Annotated in this window: 25 protein-coding genes; 4 read left to right on the top strand and 21 right to left on the bottom strand. The window is 59.1% G+C overall.

Annotation, left to right across the window (positions count from 1 at the left end; genetic code table 11):
- Nucleotides 1-4: 4 nt before the first annotated feature.
- Nucleotides 5-3,142 carry a MobF family relaxase gene (mobF, locus tag QQJ84_RS06445; protein WP_284257306.1) on the top strand — a complete coding sequence of 1,046 codons (3,138 nt, stop codon included), beginning with the start codon at nucleotides 5-7 and terminating at the stop codon, nucleotides 3,140-3,142.
- A gap of 140 nt (nucleotides 3,143-3,282) precedes the next feature.
- The gene (locus QQJ84_RS06440) at nucleotides 3,283-3,687 is read left to right on the top strand and encodes a virulence RhuM family protein (protein WP_284257305.1); all 405 of its coding nucleotides are present in this window, start codon (nucleotides 3,283-3,285) and stop codon (nucleotides 3,685-3,687) included.
- On the opposite strand, the gene QQJ84_RS06435 is transcribed toward QQJ84_RS06440, so the two are convergent.
- A complete protein-coding gene (locus tag QQJ84_RS06435) occupies nucleotides 3,664-4,128 on the bottom strand; it encodes a MarR family winged helix-turn-helix transcriptional regulator (protein ID WP_284257303.1) in 465 nt (154 codons plus the stop codon). The genes QQJ84_RS06440 and QQJ84_RS06435 overlap by 24 nt on opposite strands.
- 350 nt (nucleotides 4,129-4,478) lie before the next feature.
- On the opposite strand from QQJ84_RS06435, the gene QQJ84_RS06430 reads away from it, so the two are divergent.
- Both QQJ84_RS06430 and QQJ84_RS06425 read left to right on the top strand, forming a co-directional pair.
- Nucleotides 4,479-5,693 (top strand): Fic family protein, encoded by a 1,215-nt coding sequence (locus tag QQJ84_RS06430; protein ID WP_284257302.1) that lies wholly within the window; start codon nucleotides 4,479-4,481, stop codon nucleotides 5,691-5,693.
- A 130-nt stretch (nucleotides 5,694-5,823) separates the two neighbouring features.
- A complete protein-coding gene (locus tag QQJ84_RS06425; RefSeq protein WP_284257301.1) occupies nucleotides 5,824-6,081 on the top strand; it encodes a WGR domain-containing protein in 258 nt (85 codons plus the stop codon).
- Between the two features lie 435 nt (nucleotides 6,082-6,516).
- Here QQJ84_RS06425 and groL read toward each other — a convergent pair whose 3' ends face one another.
- The 20 genes from groL to QQJ84_RS06325 all read right to left on the bottom strand — a co-directional run bounded on the left by groL (nucleotide 6,517) and on the right by QQJ84_RS06325 (nucleotide 25,126).
- A complete protein-coding gene (groL, locus tag QQJ84_RS06420) occupies nucleotides 6,517-8,160 on the bottom strand; it encodes a chaperonin GroEL (protein WP_284257300.1) in 1,644 nt (547 codons plus the stop codon).
- 27 nt (nucleotides 8,161-8,187) lie between these two features.
- Nucleotides 8,188-8,514: a co-chaperone GroES gene (gene groES, locus QQJ84_RS06415; RefSeq protein WP_284257298.1), complete on the bottom strand. Its 327-nt coding sequence runs from the start codon at nucleotides 8,512-8,514 to the stop codon at nucleotides 8,188-8,190.
- Between the two features lie 436 nt (nucleotides 8,515-8,950).
- Nucleotides 8,951-9,553, bottom strand: a complete 603-nt coding sequence (locus QQJ84_RS06410; protein ID WP_284257297.1) for a hypothetical protein — start codon at nucleotides 9,551-9,553, stop codon at nucleotides 8,951-8,953.
- A 15-nt stretch (nucleotides 9,554-9,568) separates the two neighbouring features.
- The gene (locus QQJ84_RS06405) at nucleotides 9,569-10,222 is read right to left on the bottom strand and encodes a hypothetical protein (protein WP_284257296.1); all 654 of its coding nucleotides are present in this window, start codon (nucleotides 10,220-10,222) and stop codon (nucleotides 9,569-9,571) included.
- Nucleotides 10,223-10,257: 35 nt separating this feature from the next.
- The gene (locus QQJ84_RS06400) at nucleotides 10,258-12,606 is read right to left on the bottom strand and encodes a type IV secretory system conjugative DNA transfer family protein (protein WP_284257295.1); all 2,349 of its coding nucleotides are present in this window, start codon (nucleotides 12,604-12,606) and stop codon (nucleotides 10,258-10,260) included.
- Between the two features lie 2 nt (nucleotides 12,607-12,608).
- On the bottom strand, nucleotides 12,609-13,037 hold the full coding sequence (locus QQJ84_RS06395; protein WP_284257294.1) for a hypothetical protein: 429 nt from the start codon (nucleotides 13,035-13,037) through the stop codon (nucleotides 12,609-12,611).
- A gap of 125 nt (nucleotides 13,038-13,162) precedes the next feature.
- Nucleotides 13,163-14,341, bottom strand: coding sequence for a secretion/conjugation apparatus DotM-related subunit (locus QQJ84_RS06390; RefSeq protein WP_284257293.1), 1,179 nt, complete (start codon nucleotides 14,339-14,341; stop codon nucleotides 13,163-13,165).
- A complete protein-coding gene (locus tag QQJ84_RS06385) occupies nucleotides 14,341-14,865 on the bottom strand; it encodes a lytic transglycosylase domain-containing protein (RefSeq protein WP_284257292.1) in 525 nt (174 codons plus the stop codon). Before QQJ84_RS06385 ends, QQJ84_RS06390 begins: the two co-directional genes overlap by 1 nt.
- Before the next feature lie 14 nt (nucleotides 14,866-14,879).
- A complete protein-coding gene (locus tag QQJ84_RS06380) occupies nucleotides 14,880-15,314 on the bottom strand; it encodes a hypothetical protein (protein ID WP_284257291.1) in 435 nt (144 codons plus the stop codon).
- Nucleotides 15,311-15,559, bottom strand: coding sequence for an IcmT/TraK family protein (gene icmT, locus QQJ84_RS06375; protein ID WP_284257290.1), 249 nt, complete (start codon nucleotides 15,557-15,559; stop codon nucleotides 15,311-15,313). The genes QQJ84_RS06380 and icmT overlap by 4 nt, the downstream gene beginning before the upstream one ends.
- A 2-nt stretch (nucleotides 15,560-15,561) precedes the next feature.
- Nucleotides 15,562-16,734: a type IV pilus twitching motility protein PilT gene (locus QQJ84_RS06370; protein WP_284257289.1), complete on the bottom strand. Its 1,173-nt coding sequence runs from the start codon at nucleotides 16,732-16,734 to the stop codon at nucleotides 15,562-15,564.
- A 3-nt stretch (nucleotides 16,735-16,737) separates the two neighbouring features.
- Complete coding sequence (locus QQJ84_RS06365) at nucleotides 16,738-17,001, bottom strand: hypothetical protein (protein WP_284257288.1); 264 nt, start codon at nucleotides 16,999-17,001, stop codon at nucleotides 16,738-16,740.
- Nucleotides 16,998-17,927 (bottom strand): type IV secretion system DotC family protein, encoded by a 930-nt coding sequence (locus QQJ84_RS06360; RefSeq protein WP_284257287.1) that lies wholly within the window; start codon nucleotides 17,925-17,927, stop codon nucleotides 16,998-17,000. Before QQJ84_RS06360 ends, QQJ84_RS06365 begins: the two co-directional genes overlap by 4 nt.
- A gap of 16 nt (nucleotides 17,928-17,943) precedes the next feature.
- Nucleotides 17,944-18,342: a DotD/TraH family lipoprotein gene (locus QQJ84_RS06355; RefSeq protein ID WP_284257286.1), complete on the bottom strand. Its 399-nt coding sequence runs from the start codon at nucleotides 18,340-18,342 to the stop codon at nucleotides 17,944-17,946.
- 141 nt (nucleotides 18,343-18,483) lie between these two features.
- A complete protein-coding gene (locus QQJ84_RS06350) occupies nucleotides 18,484-21,540 on the bottom strand; it encodes an ATP-binding protein (RefSeq protein WP_284257285.1) in 3,057 nt (1,018 codons plus the stop codon).
- A 1-nt stretch (nucleotide 21,541) separates the two neighbouring features.
- Nucleotides 21,542-22,138: a hypothetical protein gene (locus tag QQJ84_RS06345; protein WP_284257283.1), complete on the bottom strand. Its 597-nt coding sequence runs from the start codon at nucleotides 22,136-22,138 to the stop codon at nucleotides 21,542-21,544.
- 2 nt (nucleotides 22,139-22,140) lie between these two features.
- Nucleotides 22,141-22,491: a hypothetical protein gene (locus QQJ84_RS06340; RefSeq protein WP_284257282.1), complete on the bottom strand. Its 351-nt coding sequence runs from the start codon at nucleotides 22,489-22,491 to the stop codon at nucleotides 22,141-22,143.
- Nucleotides 22,492-22,559: 68 nt separating this feature from the next.
- Nucleotides 22,560-23,054 (bottom strand): hypothetical protein, encoded by a 495-nt coding sequence (locus QQJ84_RS06335; protein WP_284257281.1) that lies wholly within the window; start codon nucleotides 23,052-23,054, stop codon nucleotides 22,560-22,562.
- A gap of 86 nt (nucleotides 23,055-23,140) precedes the next feature.
- The gene (locus tag QQJ84_RS06330; protein ID WP_284257280.1) at nucleotides 23,141-23,683 is read right to left on the bottom strand and encodes a hypothetical protein; all 543 of its coding nucleotides are present in this window, start codon (nucleotides 23,681-23,683) and stop codon (nucleotides 23,141-23,143) included.
- Nucleotides 23,684-23,713: 30 nt separating this feature from the next.
- A complete protein-coding gene (locus QQJ84_RS06325; protein WP_284257279.1) occupies nucleotides 23,714-25,126 on the bottom strand; it encodes a hypothetical protein in 1,413 nt (470 codons plus the stop codon).
- Nucleotides 25,127-25,194: the final 68 nt, after the last annotated feature.

Genomic DNA, 25,194 nt, shown 5'->3' with positions numbered 1-25,194 from the left:
GGCAATGATGAATTTCCGCAAAATCGCCGCCGCGTCGAAGGGGATGCTGATCCTCCGATACATGACGCAGAATACCCCCGAGCCGAGTCACCTGTTACCCGTCGATGCGGCCGGGCGGCAGCTCGAAGAAGGCGGCCGGTTGACCTCATATTATACTGGCCGGGACAGCCGCGCGACCTGGCGCCCCGATATGCCAAGGCTCATCGCCGACGCGATCGGCGTCGATCCCCGGAAAATGCCGCGCGACAAAGAAATGGCCAAGTTGTTCGAGGGCCGGCGGGCGGATAACGGCGACGCCTGGTCGCAGCATAAGCGCAAAATTTCCGGCTTCGATCTGGTTTTCAGTCCGCATAAATCGGTCAGTTTGGCGGCGGAATTTGCTCCCACCGCTGCCGAAGCGGGCCTGATCTGGAATGCCATCGACCGTGCCAACGACCGGGCTATGCGATATGTCGCCCAGGAAGTCGGATGGGCGCGCAAGGGGGCTGGTGGTGAAGACGGGACTGATCCCGGCGCGGTTGGCTGGATGAGCTTCCGGCACCACACCGCGCGACCGACCCTCCACATCCAGGATGGTCAGAATGGAGGCACGTATTTATACGACGCGCCGGTCGCCGGCGACCCTCACATGCACATCCATAACTTTCTGATGAACGTAGTGGCCACTGCGGAGGGACGCATAGGCTCCCTCGACATGCGGGCTTTGACCGATTCCAGGGTGAAAGAGTTTGGCGCCTATTTTCAGGCGGTACTGGCCGATGAACTCCGCCGGATCGGCGCCGATATCGGGTATGATGGGAACGAACAAGCTATCGTGGTTCGCAGCGTTCCCGAGCAAGCCACCAAACTGTTTAGCAAACGTGACCAGCAAATACTCACGAAAGCCAAGGATTTTGCGAAAACCCGGGGCATTGATTGGGACAAGATATCGGCCGAACAAAAGCTTGACATACTGGAGCAAGCCAGCGCCGAAGGCCGCCTTGGTAAAATGAAGGTCGACGAGCGCAATATTTGGCGCGAGCAGGCCGCCGCCATCGAATGGAAGCATCAAAGCGTCCTTGCAGAAACCCAGCACGAACGCCTTACCGACGATGACCGCTTCGAGCGCGCCTACCAGTTCGCCGCTCGCCATCTTGCCAAGGAATTTCATACGGCTGCGGTCATCGATCACGAGAAGCTCGGGATGTTTGCGGCGCGGGCCTTGATCGGCACTGGCATCGCCGGCGGGCCGGATGATATCAAGCATGTCGTCGGCCTGCTGGAAGAACGCGGAATCCAGCTGATTCGCCCCGGGCGCGACGGCCGCCAGGAACTGGAGCATGTCGCCCTGGTCGCCGGACTGTTCGACGGCAAGCTTCGCGTCAGTAACACGGCGCAGATCCGACTGGAGGAAAAGCTCTGCAACCTCGCCCATGAGAGCGCCCGCGACCGCTCGGCCGCGCTCTCAATGCCGCAGCTTCGGCAGGCGATCGCACAAGGCGGGATTAAATTCACCAATGAGCAGAGGGCCGCCATTCACGCGCTGGGGGAAGGCGGGGCACTCACCTTGCTGACCGGCGTCGCCGGTGCCGGCAAGACCACGCTCTTGCAACCTGTTGTGGATGCCTGGAAGGTCGATAAACGATTTGACCCAAAGGGCAGGGAGGTGATCGGCGCCGCCATCGCCTGGCGCCAGGCTGATGCGCTTAAGGATGCCAATATCTCCCGCACCTACGCGCTGGAACCCCTCCTCGCCATGCTGGCCAACGGGGATCTGAAGCCGACCCGCAACACCGTCTTGATACTCGATGAAGTCAGCCAGATCGGCCCACGCCCGTTGCTCAAACTTTTGGAGATACAGGCAAAAACCGGCATGACGATCAAAATGCTCGGCGACCGCGAACAGGCGCAAGCAATCGAGGCCGGCGACAGCATCGAGCTCTTGCGCCGTGCCCTTCCTTCCGAAGCCCTGCCTGAACTGCTTACAACCATCCGGCAAACCACCAAGCGTGGCCGGGAAATCGCCAACCTGTTTCGTGAGGGTCACGCCGAGGATGCCCTTTTTATGAAACGAGCCGATGGACACGCGATGCTGGCGGGCGGCGACCGGGATCAGGTCATCGCCCAAATTGCCGACCTCTATGTTGCCCGGCGCGACATCCTTTTGGGTTCTGGCTCGAAACGGGGCATCTCTGTCAGTGCGCCGACCAACGAAGACGCGGCCGACATCAGCATCGCGATCCGCAAGCGGCTGAAGGAGCGGGGCGAAATCGGAGCTGATGAGAAGGTTTACGATGCGGTTGATCAGGCCGGGCGGGAATTTTCCTTGCCGCTTGCGACCGGCGACCGTGTGCGCCTGTTCCGCCGGACCTGGGGCGAAGTTGATGGCCGCATGAAACAGGTCGGAAATAACGGCGATGTTGTGGAAATCCTTTCCCAAGGCCATCATGGTCTGCGCATTCGCACCAAGGAAGGTGAAGTCGCCAATATCGAATGGCGAAGGCTTGCTGATATTGGCACGAACCGTCTGCTCCTGGGCTTTGGACATGCTTTGACCATCGATGCCGCCCAGGGCCTCACCTCGGACGAGCATATCAACGCGCTCCCGCGTGGGACCGGGGGGGTGACCGCCTTCACCAGCTATGTTGCCGAAAGCCGCAGCCGGGGCACGACTTGGACGGTGATTTCCGAGGGGGCGCTGTTGGAGGCTGAACGGCACCGCCAGGCCCTTGGGGACATCACGCCGATTACCAAAGAGGACCTCTGGGCGCGGGCCGCCTCAGATATGTCGCAAAAGCCCTACAAAGCACTGGGCATCGATCTCAAGGCCGCCGCGCTTCAAGACCGGGAGAGGGCGATAGATACTTTCATTGCCTGCCATCAGATCATGGAACGTGCCCAGCTTGCTGATCCAGATGCGGGTTCGAAAGCCCTGCAGCGCCTGCGGGCCGCAGCTGTCAACGAGAACCTAAGCCGCCATATCAAAGCGCTCACCCATGCGATGCAGGAAAACGCCGCCCTGCTTGCCGAGACGATGCAGGGCGCCGAGGCGGCACGGCATCTTCGGCGGATGCGCGGTGAAGCGACGGCCGCGTCCGAGCTGTTGAAATCGGCCGGCGCCGACGTGCGTCCCGCTTCTCGATCTCGCGGGCCATCCGCCTAAGTCGGCTTGCGTCTGTTGGCTACAACGGTGAAGGATTTCGGATGCCGACCTGCACGACGCATCCATGTGTATGTGGTTGGCGTCCGAAATCCTTCACCGTTGTGGCTATGCTCGGCTTCGGATTTGAGGGTAGATGGGGCATGGAGATGACCGAAGCCAAACTGGTGATATTTCAAGATGCGGGCCGGCCTGTTGAGGTTCGGCTTGACGCGGCGCATGATACGGTCTGGCTGACCCAAAGGCAAATGGCCGAAATTTTCGAGACGTCAGCCGATAATGTAAGCCTGCATCTCAAAAACATATACGAGACCGGAGAGCTTGGCGAAGGGGCAACTACCGAGGAATCCTCGGTAGTTCGCCGTGAGGGCAATCGGAACGTCACTCGGACGGTCAGACACTATAATTTGGACGCGATTATTTCCGTCGGCTATCGCGTGAGCTCAAAACGTGCGGTTCTGTTCCGCCAATGGGCCACGCGCGTCCTCCGCGAACATCTGACTCCTGGGTCTGCCGGCCGCGTGCTATTCTTTGCTATTCATCTCTAACAGGCGAATTTTTAATCTGTGCAGAATATCGTCGAGCTTCATAATCTCTTCTGTCGTAAGCACGCTCAACATGTCTTGATTAATCCCAGTGACACGGGCCTGCATTAAATTCAGCAAGGATTTTCCGCCGGGAGTCATTTCAACCTGTTTCGCACGCCGGTCTGCGGGATGATCACGTCTGGCGACAAAGCCATTTTTTTCGAGTCGATCGATTAACCCACCCAGAGCGACGGGACCGAGGTCAAGGGTTTTGGCTAAATCCCGCTGTGTCATTGTTTCGTGCCGAGACAGATGCGCGAGGACCCACCATTGCGATCTGGTGATGCCTAATGGCTTCAGGGCAGCGTCAAAAACCGTACGCCTCAGTCGGGAGACGTCGTGGACCAAGAAGCCCAAGCGAAACCGGCTAGGTTCGGGGGCTTCTTGTTTTGATTTATCCATATCCGACGCACCCTCCCCAAGTTAAGCAAGTCGATCCGTCGTGGAGGACAAACTTCCCCGCCCGCTACGAAATAAGACCGTGCGGCCACGAAGTGGCAAACGACACGGGATTTTTATCCTAAGCCAGAAGATGCCGGAACACCATACGGGTTGAGTAGGGTTCGGCCGGGTTCATTCCCCGGCAGAGCCGTATATAGCGTCTCCGAGGTAACCGCGGCGTGGCCTAAAGGTCGAACGCAGGCGCCATTTTAAAGCAGACATTAAAGCGGACTTCTTGGGGGCAGGAGTGGTCGCTTGAATAATTATAACTATTTGATATATAATAGTCAAATCCTAATAAGGAAGCGGACGTGAAAGCGGACAGGAAAACGGCAATTGATCGCGACGAAGTGGTCTCCCAGATGGAGCCGCTTCTGATCGGCGAGAACTCACGACAGCGCGCGGCGCTGACCGATCTCGCCGTGGAGCTGGCACAGAAGAGCGCCGGATTCCGGCGCTCCCTGCCGGAAAGCCTATTGGCCTCACTCGCCGATCTGGTGCGGTCGATGAACTGCTACTACAGCAACCTGATCGAAGGGCATGACACGCACCCGATCGACATCGAGCGTGCCCTCAAGGATGACTACAGCGCCGACCCGAAAAAGCGCGACCTCCAGCTCGAAGCGAAAGCTCACATCACGGTCCAGCAATGGATCGACAAGGGCAATCTCAAAGGCCGCGCGTTGACCGTCCATTCCATCCGGGAAGTCCATCGCCACTTCTGCGAGCTGATGCCCGATGAACTGCTATGGATCGAAGACCCCATAACCAAAAAGCGCTTGAAGGTGATCCCCGGCGAACTGCGCGCCCAAGACGTCGAGGTTGGTAACCACGTCGCGGTCAGCCCCGGCGCCGTGCCACGCTTCCTGCAACGCTTCGAAGACGTCTACAGCAAAACCGGCAAAGCCGAGACCATCCTTGCCGCCGCCGCCGCACATCACCGCCTGTTGTGGATTCACCCGTTTCCCGACGGCAACGGCCGCGTCGCGCGGCTTTTGTCGCACGCCACGTTGCTGGAAGTACTCGACACCGGCGCAGTCTGGTCAATCGCTCGCGGCCTAGCGCGCAACGTAAGGGCCTATAAGGGGCACCTTGCCGCCTGTGACCTCACCCGTCGTAACGATCTCGATGGCAGAGGCCACCTGAGCCAAGAGAACCTGGCTGAGTTCACGAAATTTTTCCTGACAACCTGCATCGACCAGGTATCCTTCATGGAATCCCTTGTACAGCCGGACCGCCTACGCGCGCGCATCCTCATTTGGGCCGAAGAAGAAATCAGGCTCAACGGTTTGCCGCCCAAATCCGGCAGTATCCTCGAAGCCGTGCTCTACCGCGGCGAACTCCCCCGCGCTGACGCCGCCGGCATTGTCGGCACCGGCGACCGTCAAGCCCGCCGCGTCGTCTCCGCTTTGCTCGAACAAGGCGTGCTCATCTCGGAAAGCACGCGCGCGCATTTGCGCCTCGCTTTTCCCGCCACGCTCGCATCTCGATGGATGCCGGGATTGTTTCCCGAGACTCAAGGCTGACTACTGGTCTCAACGAGAACCTATCCCTGCGTTTGCCGAATCGCAGGGATTCCAAATAAGGGATCGGCTGGTCCGAGTCGTTCCAGTCTATCAAACTTGTCAGGCCCACCAGTCTTGAAGGGAGTCCCCATTGGGCAATGACATTCAGACCGACATCAGCCGCACGAAGTTGGTCCTCAACCGAATTCGCCCGGAAAAAAATGAACGGTACTTTTGCGCGTTGGCGATTACATGCGATCTGTTCGGAGAGACGTTGCTCTGGCGAATCTGGGGGAGCATCGGCACCAGCCTGTTCCGCCTTGCCGTCTGCCCGAATATTGCCGCAGCAGCGAGGAGTTTTACAAAATTGGCGCACCGGAAGCATAAGCGAGGTTATCGCAGCACATAAATAGAACAAAATCTCGTGGGAATACGCCACGATGGACACCCTCCAGGGCATCGCAGTTGCCGGTGCTGAAGGCTAAGTGTGTCTATAGGTCCGCGAAGCCCGGCCTTTGCAATCCAAGGAAGGCGGTTTGAGGAAGTCGTTATGATTTCTTCGGACGATCTTTATCGCCGGAACTGGACGTCTGAATATTGGGCAATGGCGACTTAGCTTTTAACTTTTCTGCCTCGGTTTTCTTTGGCTTCTTAGCCTCTCGGTTCGATTTTACCTGACCTTTTGCCATAACGGTTTCCATTTATTTTGTTGTGTCAAATTCTATAGCATGGTTCCCGGAAATGGGCAGTAGCCTCATATAAAACCACTCCTCGTTGTAGGCAAACAAAAAGCTGCGGGCAAAGGCCCGCAGCTTCATTGTGCATGGGACGTAAGCGCTTTGAACTAGAAGTCCATATCGCCCATACCACCCATCCCGCCGCCGGGCATGCCGCCGGCAGCTTTCTTCTCAGGGCGTTCGACAATACCGGCCTCGGTGGTGATGATCATCGCCGCGACGGAAGCTGCGTCCTGCAGGGCGACGCGCACGACCTTGGTTGGATCGATAATACCGGCTTTGACGAGATCTTTGAACTCGCCGGACTGCGCATCAAAACCATAGGCGTATTCGTCCTTGTCCAGCACCTTGCCGGCAATGACCGCACCGTCTTCACCGGCGTTTTCGGCGATCTGGCGCAGCGGCACCTGGATCGCCTTGCGGACGATCTCAACGCCAACGCGCTGGTCTTCATTGTCGGTCTTCAGCTTGGTGAGGATGAGCGAGGCACGGGCCAGGGCAACGCCGCCGCCGGGCACGATGCCTTCTTCAACGGCTGCACGGGTGGCGTGCAGGGCGTCGTCAACGCGGTCCTTGCGTTCCTTGACCTCAACCTCGGACGCGCCGCCAACACGGATGATCGCGACACCGCCCGCAAGTTTGGCGAGACGCTCCTGCAGCTTCTCCCGGTCGTAGTCGGAAGTGGTTTCCTCGCTCTGCGCGCGGATCTGGGCAACGCGCCCGGTGATGTCGGCCTTCTTGCCGGCACCTTCGATGATCGTGGTGGTTTCTTTCTCGATCAGGACCTTCTTCGCCTTGCCAAGCATCTCAAGGGTCACGGTCTCAAGCTTGATGCCGAGATCTTCCGAGATGACCTGACCACCAGTGAGGATGGCGATGTCTTCCAGGATCGCCTTGCGCCGGTCGCCGAATCCCGGCGCCTTGACGGCGGCGATTTTCAACCCGCCACGCAGCTTGTTCACCACCAGGGTGGCCAGGGCTTCGCCCTCGACGTCCTCGGCGATGATCAGCAGCGGCTTGCCGGTCTGCACGATGGCTTCGAGCAGGGGCAGCAGCGGCTGCAGCTGGGAGAGCTTCTTCTCGAAAATGAGAATATATGGACTTTCCAGATCGACGATCATCTTTTCCGGGTTGGTGATGAAGTAGGGCGAGACATAACCACGGTCGAACTGCATGCCCTCAACAACTTCAAGCTCGGTCTCGATGCCTTTGGCCTCTTCAACGGTAATCACGCCTTCCTTGCCGACTTTCTGCATCGCCTTGGAAATCATCTCACCGATTTCGGTCTCGCCATTGGCGGAAATCGTGCCAACCTGGGCGGTTTCCGCCGGAGTGGTGATCTTCTTGGTGCGCTTCTTCAGCTCTTCGACAACGGCGATGACCGCCTTGTCGATACCACGGCGCAAATCCATCGGGTTCAGCCCGGCGGCAACCGCCTTAACGCCTTCACGCACGATCGACTGTGCGAGCACGGTCGCGGTTGTTGTGCCGTCACCGGCTAGGGTGGCCGTCTTGCTCGCAACTTCCCGGATCAACTGGGCGCCCAGATTCTCGAACTTGTCGGAAAGTTCGATTTCCTTGGCAACGGTCACGCCATCCTTGGTGATGCGCGGGGCACCATAGCTCTTCTCAAGAACAACATTACGGCCTTTCGGGCCGAGGGTAATTTTTACGGCGTTGGCGAGGATATCGACGCCGCGCAGAATGCGGTCACGGGCATCGGGCCCAAAACGTACGTCTTTGGCAGCCATGATGGTGTTCCTAAACTAAAAGATTGGTTAAGCTTTTTTCTTCGCGGCAGCGGTGGCGGCGGGTGCCTCGATGATGCCGAGAATGTCTGATTCCTTCATGATCAGGAGCTCTTCGCCCTCGATCTTGACTTCGGTGCCGGACCATTTGCCGAACAGCACGCGGTCGCCGGCTTTGACATCCAGGGCTACGATGGCGCCGGCTTCGTTACGAGCACCTGAACCGGCGGCGACGACTTCGCCTTCCTGCGGCTTCTCTTTGGCGGTGTCGGGGATGATGATGCCGCCAGAGGTCTTCTCTTCGGCGTTAAGCCGGCGGACCACAACGCGGTCGTGCAATGGGCGGAATTTCGCCATTTGGATCGCTCCTATCGATTGATCTTTTTAACCAGCAGCCAATCCGGCCCAAACAGCAGCACCGCGGCCGCTAGCACTCCCCGGTGGAGAGTGCCAACCGTCTAGGAGTGGAGGGTAGCACTGTCAAGCTCACGCTAGGTCGTGGATGCCGTGCCGGTTCGGAGTTGACCAAGCACGGGGATTGTTGCCGTCACCGGATGAATTCCTTGAACCCATCCGGCAGATGGCCGAATTCCAGATCAGACTGCCCCTTGTCATGGGGCAAATGAGCCCACGGTTCTTTTGGGCCCAACTTGGGAACTTTGGACGGCATATTCCATAAAAGCACTCAAAAACCTGCTCGCCGAAGACAATTTGAAAAGCGGCGACCAAAATCAGGTTCCAGACAGGAACGCGCCGATCATGTCCCGGATTGGACTTGCTCTCGCAACCAAGGTCAAAACTCCGTCCCAGGTAGCGTAAACTGCTCCACACGCCCCCAGCTTCGTACGGGCGAAATCCAAAACCTGTTGAGGCGATTGAACTCCACCTGGCCGCCGTTGATCAGATTCAGCGCAAAGCGACGAACGCAGGCATAGGGCACGACCTGCAGCTGCAACACATCGATCTCCGGCAGTGACAAGGCGGTTGCCATCGCCCAGCTGCGCGCCGCATCCTCATGCACGTAAAACGGACTGTATGACCCACGGCCCGATTTCAGGATCACTTCCCCGCCCCATAGATGGCAGGCGCGGCCGATTTGGACCTCGCCATCCTGCGTTTCCTGCCACTCGATCTCCCGGCCAGTTGGCATGGCCGGATCTCCTGGCCATTTGAGCCCATCCGCGTCAGGAACATCACCCATCGTCAAAAAGGCGGTCATTTCCTCGCCGGTTGCCGCTCGGACCCACACGCCATCCTTAACGATCTCGGCCGCCAGCGGAAACGAATAGCCATCGGTCACGACCACCGTGGGTGATTCCAGCAACGGCATTATCATGCTTTCGATCTGGCCCGCCGTATCGGCATCGATGTGCAGACGTGGTTCGAATCTCACCATTGGGCACCGCGCCCTTCAGCTCGCGACTTTGGCATAGTGCCCCCCAACCCAGACCCAGGCACCGCCGCGATATTCGTAATGGCCAGGAATGAAGGGGTTGGTTTCCACGGTTCGATAAGTCGTGTCCGGGGGCTCCCAGTGGTACTGCCATCCCGTCAGCTGCCAGTGCCCTGGCAACAGCGCCTTGGTGACCATGGGCTCGGCAGAAGCAGCTGGAGCCAGGCTGGAGGCGGGGACAGCGGAGACCGGCCCCGGCGCCACCTGCACAACGGAGGCAGGGGCGATTGCACCTGATGTCGGAGACGGCGTCGAAACGGCCTTGTCGATCGCTAGCAGCGCATCGACCTGGTCGCGCTGCTTCACGGCCGTTCTCGCCTGGATGACATATGGCATCGCCAGCGACGGACTCGTGACCACACCCGCCGATGACGTGACACCATTATTCAGGAGGAAGGTTTCTGACCGTTCCAGCTCGGCCGCCGCCGCATTCCATTGGTGTCGCTCAACATCATCATGCGCAGCCCCGAGAAACGGATCGTAGCTCTGGACGGCCGCAGAGGCAGATTGCTGGCTCAACGGGCTCATAAGGTTTGCGGGTTGCGCCAAAGCCGGCAGAGCAACACCAATCATGCCGCCCGCCATCAGCATGGCGCGATATCTTGTTTTCATGAGAGACCGCCTTCCTTTCGTCCATCGCATCGCCATCACTCCGCTGCCTCAGACACTACCTGCCCCCTGAAACCACGCAGATGCGCGAGTAGCCGGTTCAGAACCACCACGAATTCTTCCTCGCTGATTTTCGGTGGCTCGATTTCATCGATGCGCGCCATCGCCACATCGCGTTCGGTCATCGAAAGTGTACAGGCGGCCCTGGCTTCCGCCGCGTCCCCGCAATGGGCGAGCTCAATTGCCAGCAGCCCGCGCGCCACTTTCATGTCGATCGGCTCCTGGGGATAACCATTCGCGGCTTTGCCGGGAATTGGCTCTAAGCTGGCTTGGTTCATCATCGCGTAAACCGCCGTCACAGGAATACCGTCAGACGGGGCCGAGGGTCTCGGAGGCAGTTCTGTATCATCTAGCCTGGCGAGAGCCTGAAGCGCGGTGCTGGCCGCCTCCTGTGGCGCTTTTCCGTTACTGACCGCCTGCGCGAACGCCTTCACCAAAGCGACCAGCGCCGGCGATCTACCATGCAGCCCTGAGAATTTAAGGCCGCCGTGCTCGATGCGGTGCGCCATCGCATCAATCAAGGCGAACCGCGCCCGCGACTCCTTCGGGTCCGGGTCTTTGAGCATCAACGTGCGTCCGACACGTTTTGCGCCGCTGTCCTCGATTTTTGCGTGGAACAGCGTCGCATAGATGCGTCGGCCGCCAAACAGAATAATCGCCTCGCCTTCGATCAAGGAGGTCAAATCGTTCCAATCGACGCGCGATATTGGCCGAACCTCCGCTTGCCGCGCCTCCCGGTAATTTCCGTCGTTGCTGCCAATATAGGAGCTGGCCTGCGTCACATAGGTCTCGCCAGCGGCCTTTTGCAGCCATTCACGCGTGCGGCCCGCTTCAGCCTGGCGCATGGCAATCGTCAGATTGGCGTTGCCCAAGAGCGAGGCGGTCTTCTCGCCCAGCCGCGCCCAGAGACCGGCAATTTCCTGGAAGCCCAGCATGAAGCTGATATTCAACCCGCGGCCCATCGCCAGCATGCGGTCGAGGCCGGAGGTGGCGTAATAGGCAAGCTCGTCCAGCACAATCGGGAAAGGCGAGGGGCCCATGCCGGGCTTGTCCTTTTCTGTGTATTCGCCCTCAAGAGAAGCGCCGAGCAGCTGCGCCATCATCCCGCGCAAAGCCGCCACCACCAGCTTGCCCAAAGCCGCCAGGGTGGCATCGGAATTCTCCAACGCGGGCAGGATCACCACCAAGATGCGCCGGTTCAGCACAACATCGCGCATGTCGATATCGCCGCTCTCAACACGGAAAATATGGCCGAGGCTGACCGCGAGTTGCGTGAACATGGCCGTAAAATAGAACTGCGCGAAGCCGTGCTGTTTTGACGGCTCTTCGCCCCTTTGCTTATCCCAGGGTAAATCCGGATCGAACCCCGGCAACTCACCAAGATATGAGAGCAGCGGCCAGACAATATCTTCCGGAATCTGGCCGTTGACATCGAGATTGACAATCGAACCCGTTGCTGGATCGCGCACAAGGACGATTTTCTCTTTCGCCAGTTTCCAGATCCAGCGCAGCTCGATGGAGAAGCGGATCACCTCAATGTTGAGCGGCAGCCCTTTCACATCGCGCAGCCAGACAAGCACGGGCGCGATGGTGCCGATCAAGGCAACGGCACGATCGCGGAACACGCCATTGGCATCATTAGGGGCCTGCTCACCGAGCTGGCTGGCGAGCAATTCACGGATCGCATCGGCATTGCCGATGGAAAAGGGATTGAAACTGTGGCTGTCCCTGGTGCCGCTCGCCACCATGAGATTGAGCACGCGCACATCATCCTCACGGCCAAATCGCCGTGCAAGGCCCATCACCTTGCCGAACAGATCCCGATCGCCCTTACCGTCGACGAGAACGAAGCCGGACCCACGCGCCAGGGCATTCGTCAGGAGACTTAAAAATGTTGCCGTCTTGCCCGCGCCTGTGGTGCCCGGCACGGTAATATGCTGCCGCTCATCCTCTGGTGTGATCCAGAGCTCATGCCCGGCGATGCTCCAGCCGAGAAATTTACTTCCATTGGAAGGTTTGGCTTTCCGTGTGCCGGGCATCGGATTGCCGATATCGACGCCGCCGGCGCTGCGCGGCTTGCGCATCGGCAGTTTTACGGGCCGTGTCAGAACCCAAAGCGCATAGAGCATCGATAAAGGGACGGTCAGGTCCAGCACCGCCGGCTCGAAGAACGTCACACCGGCCGCCCCAGCCAGCACGATGCCGGACGCGGAACTTTTCAGCCCCTCGGAAAGCCGCGTCGTAAATGGCCGTATGTCGCGCAGGCTTTGAACGCCGGAGCGTTCAAAATGATCCTGCGGACCGACGATCTTACGGGCGACCGCCATGGCTAATTGCTCAGCCCAAAGGCGTTCTGATTGCCATTCGCGGAGCCAGAATTCTGCCCAGGAGGCGGCTGTATATCTGGCGGCGTTTGGAGTTGGGCCTGGAAACTCTGCGGGACCTGGTCCGGCGGCGCGACGGAGGGCTGCTGCGCCTCGGCCTGACTCGGGGGCGGTGCGACGCTCGGAAACGCCTGATTGACGGGGGGAGGTGCTGCAAAGCCGGTGTCCGCACCGGCGGGCTGGACTCGCTGCTCGCCAATCCAGAACGCACCAATCACCAGGAAAGCTAATCCGGTGAATTTCAGCGTACCACCGATGATACCTCGTCCCCGCGGCCGCGACCCCGGGTCCTGGCGCTGGTCGGTCAGTGCCAACTGCGGCGCTCTGCCGATGAAGATTTGAACGTTCGCGCCCTCGGGGATCTCAAAATTCATCACCGCACTCCTAAAAAGCTGCGCTGTTTGGCAATTTCGTCCGGACAGCATTCGCGCTTGCCAACGACACTTCTGAATTAATTGCCGCCGCAAAATGCGAATGGATATGGAGATCTGACAGAAGCTCATACATCGGCGGCTGTCTCCGATGCCTTCGCCGCCCGCCGCAATGCCACGATAGACTCATGAAAATCCGGCTTCAGGATTGGGCGGCCCGCTATGCGCTCCGCAGCCCAATGGTCACGCGCGCCAAGCGCCTCAACCCGAGGATTTGGATGGATATAGCGGCCGATACCCTCGATCTCGTAACCGAGCGAATGCAAGGCGTACCACAGATTCCGATCCACCAGTTTCAGCCAGACGAATTGCGCGGGCGCCATCACACCGGCCTTGATGCGCGAAGCAGTCAAGAGCGCCATCAGCGCGGTACTCACATAAGCGTGCCCGGCCGCAATCTTGATCGCTGCCGTCTGTTGGCTGGCGGAAAGATTTTTCCCAAAGAAACCATCGACTTGGCTGATGAACGCCGTCGGCAAAGTCAAAGTTGCCAAAGGGCCGTTCTCTCCATCGTGCCTCGCATCAGACACGCAAACGGATGCCTCGCCCAGAATTTGCAGGGCATCGTCACGCCGTTCAGCAAGATGTAGCGCGAATACGGTGAATAATAGACGGGCGGCCGGGGGGGCGGAGGCGGGGCCGGTCCAACGCTCGCCCAGTTGCTTGGTTAGTGCTACGAAGGCCATTTGTTCATTAAAACGCCCGGAAGGATCGGCCGCAAAGCGCGCGATCCATTCTGCCGGCGTTAAAGCATAGTCGGCGGGTAATGTTTTTTTGGCATCGGGAGCCGCCAGTTTCAAATGACGCACAGCAAACGCGGAAATCACGGGAAATTCGCTTGCCTGTTCCTCGATCAGACCGTCCAGATCGAATTGGCGCTTGAAGCGCGACGGCGCGGCTCGAAGCGAGCAGATGGCCGCCAGCACGACGATCAAGCCCGTTGCCGGTATCCGGAAAAACACACTAACTGCTTGGGTTATTCCATACAGATCCCTGAGCGTGACCGCGTTCGGCGCGGTTTCCGCCATTTCCTGATCGGCAACGCGATAACGATCTGAAAAATAATCGATGAATTGAATCTCGTGATGCATGGCAGACATCACGAATGCGCTGATTTGTGGATGATAATAGGTCCAGAGCAGATAGCTGAAGACGCCACACCCCAACAAAATCACAATGAAATTGAAACCTGCGTAATCGTCCTGGGACGCCCAGCTCGGCCGCGATCTGGATGTAGGGGGCATCATCAGCCGCCTCCTGCAGCGGACTGTTCGGGGGCTTGCGCCGCTGCCGGCGATGCATCACCGTTTGCCATTTTCTCCAGTCGCAAAGCCTGGGCCAGAACACTACGCAGATAGGTGTTCTGGTAGACGGGATCGTAGGAATGGTAATATCCTACACCGCCCCAGAAATCGCCATGTGCCTGATCGAGACCCTGGCGCAATATCCACGCACCGGCCTCGACATTCGCGCAGAAATTGTCGCGTAAGGCTTCATAGGTTGATTGCGGATCAGCTCTCCAATGGCGGGCCAGTTTTGGAATCCAAATCTGGTTGACTTGCATCGGCCCGATATCAACCGTGCCATTGGTATTGTGACTGACCGCGCCGAGTGTTCCGCCTTCGACGTTCAGTAAAATCAGCAGGACCGCTGGAGGCTCATGATACGATGAAGCTGCCGCGTAGATGCACGCCTCAATCGTCGCGGGTGTTGGCGTGTTCGCCAATGCTGCGCCGGAGCCGGTAAGAGCAGCAAAGGACGCCACCATCATGCCCCACATCGCTCTCACGGCGCTGCTCCAGCGGTTGCTCTGACGGTACTGTCTGCCCGCGCCAACTCACGCTGCGCGGCGCTTGCCCAAAGCGCGTTAAACTCATTGACGACAATACCCTCGGGGCGTTTGGCCTGGTGCAGTGCCTCAATGGATGCCAGCATGACAATCGAGAAATTCGCGTCGCCGATTCCGTGCAAACGATAGCCCAGCAACGCCGTGGGATCGCGCACGAGGTCCAGCTTGAAGCCTTTGCCGGTCAAATCGCGCCATACTGACTCACCGGCCACCACAATGGCCGGCAGCAACCCATCGGTGGCCCCGGCGGCGCCCGCGCCGATGCGCAGCGTCTCCCCGTTCGCGGGATCGTTGTAGATCACGGCTTCGCCGCTGCGGTCGATGAAGACGCGCATTGTTGCGGCAACGGTGTCGATATTCACAGGTTTCATGCGAGACGCCTCCGCTTCCAAACCGGGACCGCCGTTCGGGTTCCGCCTACCAACCAGCGCCGGATCATGCGTCCAAGTGCTGGCAGCGTCAGGCCGGCAAAAGAGATGATCGCAAAAAAGGCGAAGCCGATGACGCCGATATAGAGTGTCGGCCAGCTCCAATAGACCGCGGCACAGACGATCGGCAGGCAAGCCCTTGCATCGAGCATAAAAATACGGACGGGTTGGCCGGTGTTACGCCACATCTCTATGCCACCTGCCGTAATTGATAGGTTGCCGTTTGTTCCGTGATAAACCCGGCCTTCAGCGCGTGTTCGACGGCCTTGCGATAGGACTGGCCTTTGTCCTCGATGGCCTGGCGCGTTAATGCCGGCCAGTCTTTTGCATCAGTGCGCAAGAATTGATTGCGCAGGGCTGGATCAAGCACCAAAAATTCCCGGATCGCGACGCGGCGTCCATCAACAGATGGAATCAAGCGTTGATTGATAATCATCCGCAGGGCCTGCGCCACCGCCGAGAGTAGATTCTCGCGCTCACCAGGTGGCAATAGGCTCGATATACGTTGCATCGTCAGAGGGCCGTCCTCGGCATGAACGGTGGTTTTAACGCTGTGCCCAGAAATGGCCGCTTGCACCGCCGCACCCATCGTTTCTGGATCGCGGCATTCGCCGATAATGATGTCGCTTGGTTCCCGGCGCATGGCACCACGCACGAACGCCGCGAAACTTGGCAGATCACGCGGAATTTCTGATTGATTGATGGTGGAGCTGATGCCCTTCACGCGCTCCAGCAAAAACTCTACGGGCGCGGCACCCTCAACAATGTCATAATGCCCTTCCGGGTCCTGCAGCATGGCAACCGTCATACCAGCGATCAATGTGGATTTTCCGGAGCCTGTCGCGCCGCTGACGATCACGATCCCGTCCCGCGGCCGGTAATTATCCAGGATCTGCGATTCCACGCGCTGCACTTCGAGGCTTGGCGGCATATCTGAGATCGGCCGCAGCACGATATTGCCGCCATCCCGACGGGATGTCCTTGTCGGCGTGGCATTCAAGCGGAACCGCAGGCGTGTCGAGCGGTCAATCTGAATGGCGTAAGCTGTGTCAAAGTCGCTGCCACCTTGCAGCCGCGCCATGCCATCCGCGCCGTAAAGATGATTTACAATCTGACTGAAATCAATCTCATCGGTGGGCAGCTTCGTGACGCGGCAATTGCGCCCATGGATGCGAACCCAGACTGGATGGCCGGTTTGGAACGAAACGCGCGACGCGCCGGCGTTAAACGCCCAGGTCAACAGCGAGTTCAGACCGGATGCCTGTTTGCGGGCATCCTCGACCCAGCGTAGCCCAACCTTATCGGCATCCGGCCATTCGAATGCCGCCGGGGCCTTTGACGTAAGATTAGGGCTATCGAACATGGCTCACCGGCATGGTTGAGATTTCCAAAGCCATTGAAGGCGCCACGCGACGTATTCCTCGACGGTGCGGAATTGCGCTGCATAAGCATTTTCCATCTCGGCCACGGCCAATTCCATTGCCTCAACCGCTCGCTCGTAACCGGCATCGGAAGGATCGCGCGCCATCGCGAGCGCCTTAAGGCGCTCGAACGCGGCATTGGCGTCTTCCCAACGAGCCGCCCACTCCGGATCATAGCTTTGCAGCGGGGTAACAGCAGCTTCGCTCATTGCGGGCACCCGGCACCTGGTTGCCATTGGCTGGCATTGCCCTGCAAGCCCGGCTGATTGGTGATGCGGATGGTCTGATCACTGACATGCAGGCTATCGCGTCCGCCCTCCACCGCCTGGTCCGAGAACGCGACGACGGGCGGCTCCACGAGCCCGGAGCGCAACAACACACGGTAGCGCGCCATGCCCACCAGATCGCGTTCCAGCCGCCCCAGATCATCCTGATAAATCTCGACCGCCTGAATCTCGCCGGCGGCCCAGCCTTGCGCAACCCACAGGCTCCAATAGGCGGCCTCCTGCTTGGTCCGCGGCAACACCGCATCTGTGGGTTTCACAGGTGGGTTCCACGACCGAACCAGATAGCTCCGCCAATTCGGCGGGGCGGAGGCGAGTTGGGCCTCTTCGGTAATCTGGTAGATGCAGGCCGTCTCGCGGGCGACCTGCCCGTTATCGGCGAGTGCGAAGGCCATCTGCGCCGAGGTGACAATCGGCGGACGCATCAGCGTCTGTCCGTCACTCACAGGTAATACCAGTGGCGCAAAATTGAATGTCGCATCGAGCTGCGGTTCGTAGCGTTTCAGCATCTGGTTGATGCTGAAACTTTCGGCGGCAAGCCCGCCTTGCGCGCCATAGGTCAGCGCCGCGGTTTGCAACATATCAGCCCGGCCGGGTGCCAGCCCATCGCTTTTCTGCGTGCCTGGCCGCGCCGCCTGAAGCACCTCCAACGAGGGCGGAGCAGGGGTTCCAACGACACCAGGTTCCTCGCTGCTGCCGGCGATCGGATTGTTCAGAGGATTGCCAAGTGCGGGCAGGTTTCGCTGAACCTGCGTGGGCGAGGGCTCTGCTGGCACGGCCGGCGCAATCAAAGCATCTTGCGCAAAGGCGGTGTCGGCATGCGCGCAGATCATCAAAAATGTGGTCGCCATCAGGCGGCGCATTAGTTTACGCATGATACACCAATTCGACCTGATGATTGAGCGGATCGACTTCCACGGTCGCCCGGCGACCCGCATCGTTCCCCAGCATCTGGAAAACATCGTAGACGGGCAAGGACTCGACATTGATCGACACGTTCATCGGCACCTCATTTTGCGGTGCGGAGACGTAATAGGTGTAGCCAATGCTGAGTGCCAGTTTCGCGACGGCTTGATCCAGCGAACCATTCCATGAGAACGAAACCACCCGGTTCAAATCGGCAGGCACGACCGGCGTTGGGGCCTGCGGCGGGGCAGGGGGTTGAATGTTGTTCAGCTCCGCCATTTCCGAATGGACGTTCTGCATGGTTGTCTGCAAGGCGATTTCGGGATTTGGCATTCCTGGCGTTACCACCAGCGTCGCCACGGGCTGCACCGGCGTGGCACATGCCGCCAGTGTGACAGGAATGAGTAGAACAACGACCCGCCCTAACCGCATAAATGCCTCCACCGCATATCGGTTTTTCCAGAGTGGAGGCATATTTTGCGAATGGCGCGCATATTCTTACTACTCCGCCGCAAGCTGTAAGTGATTGGGCTTTGTGTCGTCGACATGCGCGCGGAGTTTCAACCCGAGCCCGTTTCCCTCGATCAATTCCGACGCCAATTCGGCCACAACACCGGCCTCTATCTGATCGGCCGCTTCCCCCTTCTTCAAAAGCGCCTTGGTCCGGCGCTCGACTTCCACGCTCGCTGAGCCGTTTGGAAACACGACTGATAAACGCCGCAGCCCTTCCGAAAAGCCGACCCGGTCATAAATCCGGTTGCGCAAGGCTGTATCCGCGGGCGTGGTGGAGAGCGCCCATAACTCAACCGGCCCCAACGAGTTGACCAGGAATTGCTCGTAATGCGTCGACTCAGCACGGAAGATCGCCAGGAACGGCGCCCCATCCTTTCGTGGACCCGTCAGCCGATGGCGAACGATTTTCGCTCCTGCCTCTGTGATGTCGAAGTGTTTGATCAGTTCTTCGCGGTCGCCTCGATCCCCAGCGCCCAGAATAAAAACCCCCGTTGCCTGCGAGGCGATCCCGGCATGGATATCCTGCGGGCGCTGACTGGTAAAACCAAGTTGCACGTTGTGTTTGCGCCCCTCCCGCACATCCCGCTCGGCCTGGGCGAGCACAATCGGGCTTCCCTGGGTGCGGTGCCATTCATCATAATCGATCCGCTTGACCGTTTCCGCCGTCTCCAGAAAACGTATTGCGTGGTAGGAGCGAACGGCTTCCGGGATGAAGGATAAATAATCCGGATGCAGGAAGAAATTGCGCGCCAGGATGTGGCGCGCCAGCAGATACATCATCTCGGTCTGTCGATCCGCCGCCGCTGAGCCTTTCGGTGCGACATGATGCAGATCGAGGACGATGACACGGGCCGGGCCAAAATCCAGCCGCGTCGGCGCGTTCAATGTCGGAAACCGCCGGATCAAATCGGTGATATAGCGTTCGAAAATTTGAGACGCGAGCTCACTTGTCTCCTGCAGCTTCACCCGGTCAAACATATCCCGGACCTGGTCGGAGCGAACCGCCCCGATCAGATCCTCAAGAATCGGCACCGCATGGCGTTGCGCCCGTTCCGCCAGCGCATGCTCGCCAGTATCGCATAAGGCATTGACCACATCGCGCCAGTATGGCGTCTCATCGTGCAGTTTGATCCCATACCGGCGGATCGCCGCATCAACCGCCGGCTCGACACCAGCCCGATAGGCTTTGGCACCGCCGCCTTGTTCGGTGCAGAGCCGGTAGGCTTCATCGATGACCAGTGTGATCAGCTGGCTCATGCCCTCGAAAGGCTTGGTTTGTTCTGGCGGAATTGTCGCCAGGGCCAGGAAGTTTTCCAGAAAGGCCCGCTCCAAAGGCAGCGGGTACTCGCAGCCAATTTGCAGATCAAAAATATTGAACTCATGCCCAGAGATGAATTGCAAAGAGACGAAGATCGCTTCTCGGCTGCGCTGCGGCCCCAAAGCTTCCTGGAGCAGCTTCACAAACCCCTCGGCACTCTTCCCGATATCCACTTTCCCGATCAACGGCAATTTGGCGCCGTTTGTGCCCAGCACGGCGCGGCTGAGGCAAAGCCCGATATTGATCGTATTGGCCAGCACTGATTTGCCTGAGCCGGGCGGCGCATAGAACACATCCACCACCAAAGGCCGTTTGGCCCCGCCTGCGGGATCATAGGGCCAGATACCCCCATCCGGCCGCCGGAACAGCACGCTCCCCGATTCCCATGGGGAGGCCGTCCGATTCCACGGCAGCATCGCCAATGCATCGCCCAATAGCGCCAGTGACGGATTGGCGGTGGAGGTGAGTGCCAGACCTGGCGCACTACTCATCACGCCTTCCAGCGGATCGCCGATCACCATTGTTGTCTTGGCATTGCCCCAGCCCTCGATACGTTGCGACAGCAATGCCAGCCGCCGGCGTAATTTTGTCTGGTCTTCAACCGGTGCCCAGGTCGCGAAGCTCGCCCGCATTTTGACGCTGATATGGTTTTCGGTTTGCCGCGCCTGCCGCAAAGCCGTCAAGGCCCGTAGCAAATCCGCATTGCCTGGAAACATCGACAAAAAGGACGCGCCGATCTCCTTCATTTGCATGCCGGATTGGCCACAGCCCTCGATCACGACCGCCGCTCGCCACGGAATGCGATCCTGGCCCAAAATCGCTGCCAGCTCGACAAACGGCCGTGGATCTTCCGGCCCAAGTTCCATATCAACGGACGCATAGGCGTTCTCGCCGAATTCCACGCGCTGCCCGCCATGCGTGACGGCATCGGCAAAGAACAGCTGATCGCGCAATGGCGGCCAAAGTAGAAAACCCTTCAACCCCTTGGTCTCGCCATCTTCGGGGGAGCGCGGCATCACTGCATCGCCGGGCAGGCTCGGCCGCCAGTCTGAGCCCGACATTTCGCGGTACATGATTTCTCGCGCCGCCCGTAAAGCCTCGTGTGGCTCCATAACTGCGAGTCCAACATCATGAGCCCGAAGCGAATTCATCACGCGCGAGATAAACGCATTATGCCGCGCGGCCATAACTTCGCTGCGCAGATAAATCCGTTGTGCATCTCCCACCGCGCCAATCTCAACCGCGTTCGCCTTGTATTCCGCCTTCAACTGCTTGCGCTCTTCCTTGGTCAGAACCGACGTTTTGGTCCACAGCATGAAATAGGCCGCTTCCCAGCGCATCAGGCGTGGCCAAAGTTTTGCGCGCTCAGCGAAGATATCACCGAGATCCAGCCCCGCCGCATCTGCCACAACCCGGCATGAATTCATGCTGGCATTCTCGATTTCAACGAGCGCCGCATCCGGGTCGGAAATATAATAGCCGACGATCGCATGACCGCGAGTTTCCAGCGCCCCCGATATCTCAAGACGCATCGCCTCGGTGATCTCAACGAAATTCTTGCGCTCGGCCATGCGCTGCATGCCATCGACGCGCAGCCAGGTTACATAATTTCCTGTCTTGGTGACGAAGGCATCGCCGTGTGAGGTTTCCAGATCGCAATAGGCCGGAAGTGCTTGTTTCAGCAGCAGGGAGAGACTCGCCAACCCTTTCTCGACGAAAGAAATCATGTCACGCGACCTCCTTTATCGGCGCCTCATTTTTCCCGCGCCAGCTACTGACGATTTCGTCGTAAACATTGACGCCGCCGGCATAGAACCGGCCCGTCGGAAATGCGCGCAGACCTCCCCAGGGGAGATTCTGGAGGCCGAGATGCCTATCCGCCAAAACAGTCAGCGCATCGGCCAGGTCACTCGCACGCGACGAACCAAGCCGCTCTGCGATCGTTTCACCACGTTCCCGCAAGATGCGTTGGGCCGTATATAACGCAGACCGCATTCCGTTCGGTTTTTTCGGTGTATCGTCGCAATAGACGGATTCGCCGAGCTCCTGCAGGTCGATATGAATCTGCCGGACCAGCACATTCAAAGCAGCCTGGCTCATCTCGGGAAGCCAGATCAATCGGAGTTCTTCGTCGATCGTGGTGCGATACAGGGATTGCACAAATCCGCATAAAACGCAGGAAAGCGCTTTGCCGATCCGTATTGCATGAAGACCGGCGGACAGACCGCAATAATTGCAGAGCGTGCCAATCCTTACTTCCACATTGGCCAAACCGGGCGCGTGGTGCGGCGCCGGGTCATTGATACCAAATTTTAGCGTCTCCAATCTCATTGGAAGACCGCGGCTGCCCACGCGGCCAGGATCAGCCCAACGCCGAATACACCAAGGTTTCGTAGCAATCTCCGTGTCGCCTTGCTCTGCAGATGCCGCTCAGACCAGATAAAAATGAAGCCGATCAACGCCGGTGATATCGCGATAACGAAAAGTTCCAATGGGAACCAGACGGACTGCGACGATCCGGAAGCCTGAGTTGCACCTTCGTGCCGCGCGTGGGCCGCGGCGGTGAGATAGGTCAATGCAAGGACGCTGAGGCCAACACCGGAGATGAGCGGCCAATCCTTGGCGTTGCTCCGCATTTCCTGATCCGGACGAATTTGGTTTGAGATAATATCTGCCACGATGTTTCTCCCCAAAAAGGGGCCTGTCAGCCTTCGCCGAAGCGCCGGCGGACAGGCCCTTGAGCGCGTTAACCTCCGGCCCCGAACTGAACCATCTGCGGGGTTGTATTGATGGTCGCAGCCCCGCCGGATGCGGAGATGGACGCTTTGTTGATCCACACGCCAGCCGTGGCGAACAGACCGCAAAGCACCAAGCCCGCGATACCCCGGCCGACATAGCCGGTTTCCCGGTTCTGCGGCTGCCGGGACTGCCACAGCGCCCAGACGCCGAAGCCAAAACACAAGGCAGCAGCCAGATAGCAGCCCGTGCCGAAGAGCAAGCTGCCGGCATTCAAGCCTTCGCTGCTCATCGTGTTGACCTGCGCACCAAGGCCGCCGGCTGGCGACGTCGCCTGCGCCATCGCATGCCCGGCCATGCTGAGCAGCGCGGTCGCGCCAAACGGCACGGCGAGCGCCGCCCTTTCCAGAAAATTCATGGGATGGCGCTTGATGTTTGCCTCCCCTCGATCTGCGGAGCGGCGCTTGAAGACGGCGCTCCGCTTTGTGATGTGTTGAATCTTCACTCGAAGTCTCCTGTGTGATGCGAGGGAACATTCCCTCGCAATTGACCCTGCCGTGCCAAAATGCGAATGGCCGTAAAAAACCTTCGCTAGCCGCCAGTCTGAAATAAATTCACGACGCCGGTAGCGATGGTCACGATGTTTATACACATCACGCCAAAGATGAACTGAATCGCGCAGGAGGTCGGCGAACCGTTGACGCGGCCGTTGACCATGCCGCGCCAGCGCATAATCGCCCAGAATACGCAGGCAGCGCCGAACGCCTCGAAAAAATATTGAAACATCGTTACCACGTCGACCACACTTGCTTGCGGCGTGGCACCCAGGCCGTTCGCCGCGTTCGGAGGTGTTGTAGGCGCGTAGCTGGTTAGCCCCACGGCTAGATTGGTTCCAGCACTGACATCCGCCATGCTGAGGAATTTTGGAAAACTCGCAAAAACACCGCATAGAATCAGCGATACGAACGGAACCCAGGGCTGGCCGATATGGCGATGGTTATAGCGCGAATGGGGCTCCGACCATGTCCACAACGTCCAGGCAAAAAAGAGGAAACAGCCGCAGGCAGCGAGATAGCAAAGCGCCGGCAGAATGACGGCAATGCAATCCGCAAGCGCCGTGGTAAAATCGACCAAACCTTGCATGGCAGACTCCTCGGACGATGATTACTCGATGTTGCCGCTCTGCGTTTGCACGACCCAAGAATCACCTTGCTGGACGACGCCAAGAACTTTCCCGTAGCCGGGGATGATATTTCCCACCTGAACCACCAATGGCGATCCGTCTCCCCCCACGACAGACAACATCGCCAAACCTGGCGATGCCGCCTGCACATGGTACTGAGCAGCAATCGCGGGACCAGTTGAAGGTAAGACGGTTGCCGATGGAACGGCAGGTGCTGCTTGCGCCGGCGTTGCTCCGCTGGTGTTGGAAGCGTTGGCGGCGACCGGCGCTTGTACCAAGGGAGCGGGGGCGATTGCTGCCTCTACCGCCCCATTGGAACCGGCCTGCATGGCTCCAGAGACGGCCGTTTGCGCCTCCAGCATCGACAAACGCCGGTCATAGTCCTCCAGTCTATTGGTGGTAAGAGCCGATAGCTGCTCGACCTCACCCGTCAGGACAGCCTGCTTGATGCGATCATCCCGTTCCATGGTCGCCAGTTCCGTGACCAGCTGAAACAATTCTGTCTGCTGCGCTGGGGAAAGCGAGCCCGCCATCGCCCCGGCCAAGGTCACTTCACTAGCCTGTTTCGCCGGAGCCGCCTGAGCGGGGGCTGCTTGAGGGGTGGGTGTGGTGCCGTATTTCGCAGGCGCGGAAACCTGATCCCCCGGATTGATGGCCGCCGGGGGGATAAGCGCCAGAGTTGGCTTCGGCGCCGAGATGCTCGTCACTTTGAAGGGGCTCCCGGGGGAGGCTGGGTGAGGGGTGGGGTTCGCGTTCGGGTTGGGTGACGCAGGCGGCGTGTGAGCCGCCAGGAGGCCGGTGGAGGCAGCCTGCGGAGTGGCTGGGTGATGAATAATGCTCGTCGCTTGGAGTGGTAAGGGGCTTGGGGCGGCCGCCTCACCAGCGCTCGGAAGTGTCTGCGGTTGCGTGATGTCCAAATTGTCCGGCGGCGCGCCGAGACGAAAACCATCGAGTTCGCTCAGCTCCGCTGAGGGCGGTTGCGGCACATATTTTTGATGTAAAATGGCCGGCGGCGATTTTGGCAGCGGCACTTTCGCCAGGGATGCCGAAGGCGCCAGCTGTGCGATGGAGATGGGCGGCACTTGCGCCAGGTGAACCGTACTCGTCTGAGTTGCTTGTAATGGATGATGCGATTTTACCGAGTGGACAATGAAATAACCGGCCGCCATCAGCAGTGCCACCATCCCAACCCCAGCGTAGAGCGGAAAATTATTTTTGGCGGATGTGCAGGACCGCTGATCCGGCTCCGCAAACAATCCATCGGTTCCGGGCGCTGCCAATTGTTCGCTGGCTTTATCAGATTCCGTGTGATCCAACGCCTCGCCGGGCAGACGCGCTACCTCATGTGCATCGGGATCGGTGTTGTAAATGGAATTCACAGTAACGGAATTCATGATGACCTCATCAAAATAGGGCGATGCACAAATTTCGCGCGCTTTTTTGCGAATGGCCTTAAAAAAGA

Source organism: Acidocella aquatica (genome assembly GCF_030160635.1).
Taxonomy (GTDB): domain Bacteria; phylum Pseudomonadota; class Alphaproteobacteria; order Acetobacterales; family Acetobacteraceae; genus Acidocella; species Acidocella aquatica.
Note: the sequence above shows the minus strand (reverse complement) of the source record. Positions and strands in the feature narration are given on the sequence as shown.